Below are 8,095 nucleotides of genomic sequence, written 5' to 3' on the forward strand. Positions count from 1 at the left end.
GCGACGGATCATCTGTTTGACCAGCTATCGCTGACCCATGCGACGCGGGTGCTGGATGTGGGCTGCGGCATCGGCGGCACGTCGCGCTATATCGCGGACCGCTATGGTGCGTCGGTGACCGGGGTCGATCTGACGCCAGAATTCATCGAAACGGCGCGTGCGCTGAGCGATCTGGTTGGCCTGTCCGACAAGGTGCAGTTTGAGGTCGGCAGTGCGCTGGACATGCCGGTTCCGGATGCCGGGTTCGATCTGGCCGTGATGCTGCATGTCGGCATGAACATCGAAGACAAGGCGGGCCTCTTCGCCGAGGTCTCTCGCGCATTGGCAACAGGCGGCACCTTTGCCCTGTTCGATGTGATGGGCGGCGAGGTGGCCGAGCCGCTGGACTTCCCGCTGCCCTGGTCGACGCTGCCCGAGACCTCATTCGTGCATGCGCCCGAGATCTACCGGGATGCCGCCGCCGCTGCGGGGCTTGAGCTGGTTGCTGAAACCGACCGTACGGAATTTGCGCTGGCCTTCTTCGAAGAGGTGTTCGCCCGCATCGCCAAAAGCGGCCCTGCGCCGTTGGGGATACATCTGATGATGGGAGAAACCGCGCCCGAGAAGTTCAAGAACTACGTCACAAACCTGAAGGCCGGGCGTATCCGTCCGACCGAAATGATATTCAAGAAAACCGGCTGAGCCGGGAAGGGAGAAGCCATGGCCGATCTGACGACTGACTTTCTGGGCATTTCCAGCCCCAACCCCTATTGGCTGGCGTCGGCGCCGCCCACCGACAAGGAATACAACGTCCGCCGCGCTTTCGAGGCCGGTTGGGGCGGGGTCGTGTGGAAAACACTGGGGTCCGAGGGGTCTCCGGTCGTCAATGTGAACGGTCCCCGATACGGGGCCATTTATGGCGCCGACCGGCGGTTGCTGGGGCTGAACAATATCGAACTGATCACCGACCGCCCGCTGGAGGTGAACCTTGAAGAAATGGCGCGGGTCAAAGCGGACTACCCGGACCGTGCCCTGATCGCTTCGATCATGGTGCCGTGTGAGGAGGCGGCGTGGAAAGCGATCCTGCCCCGCGTGGCCGAAACCGGCGCGGACGGGATTGAGCTGAACTTCGGCTGCCCCCACGGGATGAGCGAGCGCGGCATGGGCTCGGCCGTAGGGCAGGTGCCGGAATATATCGAAATGGTCACCCGCTGGTGCAAACAGTATTATGACCGTCCGGTGATCGTGAAGCTAACGCCCAACATCACTGATATCCGCAAACCCGCTGCGGCGGCCAGAAATGGCGGTGCGGATGCGGTGTCGCTGATCAACACGATCAACTCGATCACCAGCGTCAATCTGGACACGTTCAGCCCCGAACCCTCGATTGACGGCAAGGGCAGCCACGGCGGCTATTGCGGTCCGGCTGTGAAGCCGATTGCTCTGTCGATGGTATCCGAAATCGCGCGCGCTGAGGCCACGCATGGCCTGCCCATTTCGGGCATCGGCGGCGTGACAACCTGGCGCGATGCGGCAGAATTCATGTCGCTGGGCTGCGGCAATGTTCAGGTTTGCACGGCGGCGATGACCTATGGGTTCAAGATCATTGACGAACTGACCGCAGGTCTGTCGGAATGGATGGACGAAAAGGGTTACACCAATGTCTCGGACGTTGTCGGGCGTGCGGTGCCTAATGTCACGGATTGGCAGTATCTGAACCTGAACTACATCGCCAAGGCCAAGATCGATCAGGATCAGTGCATCAAATGTGGCCGGTGTTATGCTGCCTGCGAAGATACCAGCCATCAGGCAATTTCCATGTCTCCCGACCGCGTGTTCGAGGTGAAAGACGAAGAATGCGTGGCCTGCAACCTGTGCGTTGATGTCTGCCCGGTTGAAGGATGTATCTCGATGGAGCCAATGGCCGCCGGTGCGGTTGATCCGCGAACCGGAGATGTGGTGCAGCCCGATTATGCCAACTGGACGACACATCCGAACAATCCGATGGCCAAGGCGGCGGAATAGGCGGAGATTTTTCGTCGAAAAATCTTGGAAGAGAAAATTCGACGAATTTTCTCAGAACAGGATGTCGATGGGGCCGCTGTGGCAGATGACGATATATTGGTTGGCAGTGCGGATCAGGTGGTAGCCGCGCTGCCGGACCTCATCCTGAAATCGCGCATGGCCGACCTCGCGTTCGACCCAGGCGACCGAGCGGCGTACGACAGCGCCACGGCGCGCCGATTGCGTGGAGAAAAGCTGTGCGATCCAGGGTTCAGGATTGGGTCTTGCGGCAAACATGGGAAGACCCTTCCCGAACATGGTTAAGCAAGCCTTAAGGCGACAGCAATTTGCGATAGAGCATGTCGATAAAAGGCCCTGCGCCCTCGAACGGGTCTTCTTCGCTGAGGATGGCCCGGACCTGAACATCGAAATCAGCATAGTGCTGGGTCAGCGCCCAGATCGAAAAAAACAAATGATAGGGGTGAACCCGTGCAATCTTTCCCTGATCCATCCAAGTGGTCAAAATTGCGGTTTTCTCGTCGACCAATGCTTTCAGGTCATTCGATAACGCGTCGTGGATACGTGGGGCGCCCTGGACCAGTTCATTGGCAAATAGGCGGCTTTCACGCGGCAATTCGCGGCTCATCTGCAGTTTGCGGTGAATGTAGGACAGGATCTCGGTCATCGGATCGCCATTTTTGTCCAACTCATGCAGCGGCGCCAGCCAGGTTTCGAGCAGGCCGGACAAAAGGGCGGTGTGGATCGCCTCTTTCGAGGGGAAGTAATAGAGCAGATTTGGTTTGCTCAAACCCGCCTCGGCCGCTATCTGATCAACTGTTGCCCCGCGAAACCCGTGTGCGGAGAACACGTTCAGAGCGGCTTCAAGAATCGCCGCACGGTTCTTTTTCTGAATTCGGGTCGGGGCACGATCTTTGGGCATGGGTCCTGCGCGTCTGTTTCATAGCCAAGTCGGCGTGGAAACAGCTGAAATATCCAACTGACCCGCGCATTTTCTTGACTGATACCGAACCCGTGATAGCGTGAGTTTGACCAGATGGTCAAATCAAGACACCAGATGCGAGCCAATTCGCAAATCACAGAGGGTAACAAATGGCAGCTCCGGCACAGAATCTCAGGATCAATGGCGACAGGCTTTGGGACAGCCTGATGGAGATGGCCAAGATCGGCCCCGGCGTTGCCGGGGGCAACAACCGCCAGACGCTGACTGATGAGGATGGCGAAGGCCGCGCCTTGTTTCAGACATGGTGCGAGGATGCGGGATGCACCATGGGGCTGGATCAGATGGGCAACATGTTCGCGCGCCGCGAAGGCACGGACCCAGACGCGCTACCGGTTTATGTGGGCTCGCACCTCGACACCCAACCGACCGGCGGTAAATATGACGGCGTTCTGGGTGTATTGGGCGGGTTGGAGGTGATCCGCACGCTCAACGATCTGGGGATCAAGACCAAACACCCCATCGTGGCGACCAACTGGACCAATGAAGAGGGCACGCGGTTTGCCCCGGCGATGCTGGCCTCTGGCGTGTTTGCGGGGGTTCACACGCAAGACTGGGCCTATGACCGCGAGGATGCGGAGGGCAAGCGGTTCGGGGACGAACTGTCTCGGATCGGCTGGCGTGGCGAGGAAGAGGTTGGCGCCCGCAAGATGCATGCTTTTTTCGAGCTGCATATCGAACAGGGACCGATCCTTGAGGCCGAAGGCAAGGATATCGGTGTCGTCACCCACGGGCAGGGCCTGCGGTGGACGCAAGTGACCATCACCGGCAAGGATGCGCATACCGGATCGACCCCGATGCCGATGCGCAAGAATGCGGGCCTCGCCATGGCGCGGATATTGGAGAAGGTGGACGAAATCGCCTGGTCCCACGCGCCGCATGCGGTTGGTGCGGCTGGGCATATCGATGTCTACCCGAATTCACGCAACGTGATCCCGGGCAAGGCTGTGTTCACGGTCGATTTCCGCTCACCCGAGCTGGATGTGATCATGGATATGGTGAACCGGTTGCGCGTGGCGGCCGAGGATATTGTGGAAGAGATGGGCCTGCAGGTCGAGTTCGAGACCGTTGGCGGGTTCGATCCGGTGGAATTCGACACGGATTGCGTGGCAGCCGTGCGCAACGCAGCGGAACGGCTGGGCTATTCGCACACCAACATCATCTCGGGCGCGGGGCATGATGCCTGCTGGATCAACAAGGTTGCGCCGACCGCGATGGTCATGTGCCCCTGTGTCGATGGGCTGAGCCATAACGAGGCTGAGGAGATCAGCAAGGATTGGGCCGCTGCCGGGGCGGATGTTCTACTGCATGCGGTGGTGGAGACGGCGGAGATCGTGGAGTAGGGGGCTCTGCCCCCGCCCAGCCCTGTTGGGCTGGGCTCCCCCGGGATATTTGGGGCCAGATGAAGCACGCGGCGCAGACCGCGCAGGGAGGGATAAATGAGTACAGTCATCAAGAACGGAACCGTTGTCACTGCGGACCTGACCTATAAGGTGGATGTTCGGGTCGAAGGCGGGGTGATTACCGAGATCGGGCCTGATCTGAAGGGCGATACGACGCTGGATGCCACCGGGTGTTACGTGATGCCGGGCGGGATTGATCCGCATACGCATCTGGAAATGCCTTTCATGGGGACCTATTCCAGCGATGATTTCGAAAGCGGGACTCGGGCGGCCTTGGCGGGTGGCACCACGATGGTGGTGGATTTCGCGCTGCCCAACCCGGGCGAGAGCCTACTTGATGCGTTGAAGCGCTGGGACAACAAGTCCACGCGCGCGAATTGCGACTATTCCTTCCACATGGCCGTGACCTGGTGGGGCGAGCAGGTGTTCGATGATATCAAAACGGTGATCGAGACGCGCGGCATCAACACCTTCAAGCATTTCATGGCCTACAAGGGCGCGCTGATGGTGAATGATGACGAGCTGTTCGCCTCGTTCAAACGTCTGGCCGAGCTGGGCGGTGTTGCCATGGTGCACGCCGAAAACGGTGATGTGGTGGCTGAATTGCAGGCCAAGCTGATGGCCGAGGGCAATACCGGCCCCGAGGCGCATGCCTATTCCCGTCCGCCGCAGGTGGAGGGCGAGGCCACCAACCGTGCCATCATGATTGCCGATATGGCGGGGGTGCCGCTCTATGTCGTGCATACCTCGTGTGAGGAGGCGCATGAAGCCATTCGGCGGGCCAAGATGCAGGGCAAACGGGTGTGGGGGGAACCTCTGATCCAGCATCTGACGCTGGATGACAGCGAGTATGCCCATTCCGACTGGGACCATGCCGCGCGCCGGGTCATGAGCCCTCCGTTCCGTAACAAGCACCATCAGGACAGTCTGTGGAACGGGTTGCAATCCGGTTCGCTAAGTGTGGTGGCCACGGATCATTGTGCCTTTACGACCGAACAGAAACGCTATGGCGTTGGGGATTTCACCAAGATCCCGAACGGCACCGGGGGGCTTGAGGACCGGATGCCGATGTTGTGGACCCATGGGGTGAACACAGGGCGCCTGACACCGAACGAATTCGTGGCGGTAACTTCAACAAATATCGCCAAGATATTGAATTGTTACCCGAAAAAGGGTGCGGTTCTGGTGGGTGCGGATGCCGATCTGGTTGTCTGGGACCCTGAGAAATCCAAGACGATCAGCGCTGGCACGCAGCAATCCGCGATCGACTACAACGTGTTCGAAGGCAAAGAGGTCAAGGGTTTGCCGCGCTTTACCCTGACACGGGGTCAGGTTGCGGTGCATGACGGTGAAATCCGCACGCAGGAGGGGCATGGTGAGTTCGTGGCGCGCGAGCCGAACAGTCATGTGAACCGGGCGCTGAGCACTTGGAAAGAGCTGACCGCCCCGCGCCCGGTCGAGCGGACGGGCATTCCGGCGGCGGGGGTTTGATTTGACAGTTCTGGATATCAAGTCAATCCAGTTGGACCCAAGTGAGGCGTTGGTCTCTTTTTTGGATCAGGCTTCGCGCCTAGGAATTTCTCCGACGGAAGAAGTGACCATCGACTATTGGTCGGCACCGCATATACCCAAGGCACTGCCTGCCAGTAAGCGAGCCGTCTATGTGTTTGTGCTTGCTTCATCAAATCGCGTCATCAAGGTTGGTAAAGCAGGACCAAAGAGCAACGCGCGCTATCAGTCGCAACACTATGGATTTTCCGCGCAAAGCACTGTTGCCGGTGCGATTGTTTCAAATCCGATTATTTGGCCTCTTCTTGGAATTGATGAAATTGCAGAAAGCAGCGTCGGAGATTGGATTAAGAAGAACACTGCACGTTGGAACTTCCTGTTGAATAAGGAAGATGATCTGGTCGCTTCGAAACTTGAAACATATCTAAGAGCGAAGTTTGGGCCAATGCTGGAGGGTGTGGAGACAAGGAAAGCGAATGGCACCTGAAACTGTTATTGAGGCTACCAACCTCGACCTCACCTTCCAGACCAATGACGGTCCGATCCATGCCCTCAAGGATGTGAACCTGACCATCGACAAGGGTGAATTCGTCAGCTTCATCGGTCCTTCAGGCTGCGGCAAAACCACCTTTCTGCGCTGTATCGCGGCGTTGGAGACGCCGACGGGGGGCAGCCTGACGGTCAATGGCATGACCCCGGATGAGGCGCGGCGCAACCGGGCTTATGGGTATGTGTTTCAGGCGGCCGGTTTGTATCCGTGGCGCACCATTGCCAAGAACATCAAATTGCCGCTTGAGATTATGGGATACTCGGCGGCGGATCAGGATGCGCGTGTAAAGAACGTGCTGGAACTGGTTGATCTGAAAGGGTTTGGTGGCAAATTTCCCTGGCAGTTGTCAGGCGGCATGCAGCAACGCGCCAGTATCGCGCGGGCGCTGGCGTTTGATGCCGATATCCTGCTGATGGACGAGCCTTTTGGCGCGCTGGACGAGATCGTGCGCGATCACCTGAACGAACAGCTTTTGGCGCTGTGGGCGCGGACCGAAAAGACCATTGGTTTTGTGACCCATTCAATCCCCGAGGCGGTGTATCTCAGCACCAAGATCGTAGTGATGAGCCCGCGTCCGGGGCGGATTACGGATGTGATCGACAGCCCTTTGCCCAGGGAACGCCCTTTGGACATCCGCGACTCGCCGGAATTCATCGAAGTCGCCCATCGCGTGCGCGAGGGGCTGCGGGCCGGGCATGCGGATGAGTGAGGGGCTGCATATCTATCGCGCTGGTCCGGATCAGGTTCCGGGATGCGCCGGGGTCGTCAATGACTGGATCGACGCGACGCCCTGGAAGCCGCGCGTGTTTTCTCGGGATGCCATCGAAGGGATGATCCGGGATGCTCTGCCAGTACGTCAGATCTTTGTAGTTGGCGATCCGGTTGAGGCTTATCTGTCGTTTGACCCTGAGACCTCGAAAATCGGCGCGTTGTTTTGCCGACGCACCGGGGCCGGGGTGGGGAAAGCCTTGTTGGATCATGTCCGGCAGGGGCGCGATTTTGTCTGGCTGACCTCGGATGAACCGAACCTGAAGGCTCAGGCCTTTTACCGGCGCGAGGGGTTTGTCGATTGCGGATTCATCGACCCGGAACCCCCCGAAACCCTGCGGGAATTGCGGATGGAGTGGCACGCATGAAGCAGGTGATCGCCGTTCTGACCGTCCTCGCCGCGATTGTCGCCTTTTGGTACGTGGCCTGTATCCCGATGAATATCAAAGGCGTTCTGACCGAACAGGAACGCGCCGGGGCCGAGGTGCAGCCACCCTCGGCCAAGGACCGGCGAGATATGGGTGAGATCGGGCTGGCGCTGAACAACAGCTTCGCCATCCCCGCCACGTGGGAGCAGAAACGCCCCCGTCTGCCTGCCCCGCATCAGGTTGCGATTGAGCTGTGGGAGACGACGGTTGGCAAGAAGATCACCTCGAAACGGTCGCTGATTTATCACGGCTGGGTGACACTCAGCGCGACGATGCTGGGTTTTGTGATCGGCACCGGGCTTGGCATTCTGCTGGCGGTTGGGATCGTACACAGCCGGGTCATGGACCTGTCGGTGATGCCCTGGGCCATCGTCAGTCAGACCATTCCGATCATCGCGCTGGCCCCGATGATCATTGTGGTGCTGTATTCGGTGGG

Annotated in this window: 9 protein-coding genes and 1 pseudogene; 8 read left to right on the plus strand and 2 right to left on the minus strand. The window is 59.1% G+C overall.

All coding sequences use genetic code 11. From position 1 onward, the window contains the following. Positions 1–681, plus strand: a 681-nt coding sequence (locus tag MPJ51_RS19380; protein WP_298390282.1) for a methyltransferase domain-containing protein, incomplete at its 5' end; no start/stop codon positions are given. Between the two features lie 18 nt (positions 682–699). Then, on the plus strand, positions 700–2,004 hold the full coding sequence (gene preA, locus MPJ51_RS19385; RefSeq protein WP_298390285.1) for an NAD-dependent dihydropyrimidine dehydrogenase subunit PreA: 1,305 nt from the start codon (positions 700–702) through the stop codon (positions 2,002–2,004). Positions 2,005–2,055: 51 nt separating this feature from the next. Here the strand turns inward: preA and MPJ51_RS19390 are convergent, their stop codons facing one another. Beyond that, on the minus strand, positions 2,056–2,280 hold the full coding sequence (locus MPJ51_RS19390) for an N-(5'-phosphoribosyl)anthranilate isomerase (protein ID WP_298390288.1): 225 nt from the start codon (positions 2,278–2,280) through the stop codon (positions 2,056–2,058). A gap of 34 nt (positions 2,281–2,314) precedes the next feature. Next, on the minus strand, positions 2,315–2,923 hold the full coding sequence (locus MPJ51_RS19395) for a TetR family transcriptional regulator C-terminal domain-containing protein (protein ID WP_298390291.1): 609 nt from the start codon (positions 2,921–2,923) through the stop codon (positions 2,315–2,317). Between the two features lie 170 nt (positions 2,924–3,093). On the opposite strand from MPJ51_RS19395, the gene MPJ51_RS19400 reads away from it, so the two are divergent. The 6 genes and pseudogenes from MPJ51_RS19400 to MPJ51_RS19425 form a co-directional block, all read left to right on the plus strand. Continuing rightward, entirely contained in the window at positions 3,094–4,344 is a 1,251-nt protein-coding gene (locus MPJ51_RS19400; RefSeq protein ID WP_298390294.1) for a Zn-dependent hydrolase, read from the plus strand. Positions 4,345–4,440: 96 nt separating this feature from the next. After that, complete coding sequence (gene hydA / locus MPJ51_RS19405) at positions 4,441–5,895, plus strand: dihydropyrimidinase (RefSeq protein ID WP_298390297.1); 1,455 nt, start codon at positions 4,441–4,443, stop codon at positions 5,893–5,895. 1 nt (position 5,896) lies between these two features. Further along, positions 5,897–6,400, plus strand: a complete 504-nt coding sequence (locus MPJ51_RS19410) for a hypothetical protein (protein ID WP_298390300.1) — start codon at positions 5,897–5,899, stop codon at positions 6,398–6,400. Further along, on the plus strand, positions 6,390–7,172 hold the full coding sequence (locus tag MPJ51_RS19415) for an ABC transporter ATP-binding protein (RefSeq protein WP_298390303.1): 783 nt from the start codon (positions 6,390–6,392) through the stop codon (positions 7,170–7,172). Before MPJ51_RS19410 ends, MPJ51_RS19415 begins: the two co-directional genes overlap by 11 nt. Further along, entirely contained in the window at positions 7,165–7,599 is a 435-nt protein-coding gene (locus MPJ51_RS19420; protein ID WP_298390306.1) for a GNAT family N-acetyltransferase, read from the plus strand. The genes MPJ51_RS19415 and MPJ51_RS19420 overlap by 8 nt, the downstream gene beginning before the upstream one ends. Beyond that, positions 7,596–8,095 (plus strand): annotated as a pseudogene (locus MPJ51_RS19425) (ABC transporter permease); the annotation flags it as partial. The gene MPJ51_RS19420 and the pseudogene MPJ51_RS19425, both read left to right, overlap by 4 nt.

Origin of the sequence: Ruegeria sp., from assembly GCF_028066395.1 — a bacterium.
GTDB lineage: Bacteria > Pseudomonadota > Alphaproteobacteria > Rhodobacterales > Rhodobacteraceae > Ruegeria.

Coding starts and splice junctions, on each gene's coding strand:
- preA (WP_298390285.1), top strand. CDS start 700: ATGGCCGATCTGACGACTGACTTTCTGGGCATTTCCAGCCCCAACCCC.
- MPJ51_RS19390 (WP_298390288.1), bottom strand. CDS start 2,280: ATGTTTGCCGCAAGACCCAATCCTGAACCCTGGATCGCACAGCTTTTC.
- MPJ51_RS19395 (WP_298390291.1), bottom strand. CDS start 2,923: ATGCCCAAAGATCGTGCCCCGACCCGAATTCAGAAAAAGAACCGTGCG.
- MPJ51_RS19400 (WP_298390294.1), top strand. CDS start 3,094: ATGGCAGCTCCGGCACAGAATCTCAGGATCAATGGCGACAGGCTTTGG.
- hydA (WP_298390297.1), top strand. CDS start 4,441: ATGAGTACAGTCATCAAGAACGGAACCGTTGTCACTGCGGACCTGACC.
- MPJ51_RS19415 (WP_298390303.1), top strand. CDS start 6,390: ATGGCACCTGAAACTGTTATTGAGGCTACCAACCTCGACCTCACCTTC.
- MPJ51_RS19420 (WP_298390306.1), top strand. CDS start 7,165: ATGAGTGAGGGGCTGCATATCTATCGCGCTGGTCCGGATCAGGTTCCG.